Source organism: Bartonella sp. AA86SXKL (assembly GCF_042196885.1).
Map to the genome: position 1 here is coordinate 1 of NZ_JBHIRE010000254.1, position 391 is coordinate 391.

At 41.7% G+C, this 391-nt stretch carries 1 protein-coding gene; it reads right to left on the bottom strand.

Going from position 1 to position 391, the window contains the following annotated elements:
• A partial coding sequence (locus ACFIO5_RS11345) for a methionyl-tRNA formyltransferase (RefSeq protein ID WP_375705462.1) occupies positions 1-391 on the bottom strand: 391 nt, incomplete at both ends.

Genomic DNA, 391 nt, shown 5'->3' on the forward strand with positions numbered 1-391 from the left:
CAGCAACCAGGAAAAGGAGAAAGAGCGCGGATATATCTGTGAATAAATTCTGCAGGTTTTGTCCAATCAATGCGTGTTTCTTCTTTTTTTATTTTTGAGGCATAAGTTATGTTTTCTCCTGATTGTGCGGTAAGTTTAAGTTGCCCTTTTTCAAGAGCCGATAGCATTTCTATCATAAGATCTGCACCTATATGTGAAAGCTTATGTGCAAGTTCATTAGTAGTGGTGTTATCAGTAATGGGAATGGCACAAGAGAGAGCGATAGGCCCTGTATCAAGTCCTTCATCCATTTTCATAATCGTCATCCCTGTTTCCTTATCACCAGCCATAATAGCACGCTGAATAGGTGCAGCACCACGCCAGCGTGGTAAGAGTGAAGCATGGGCATTGA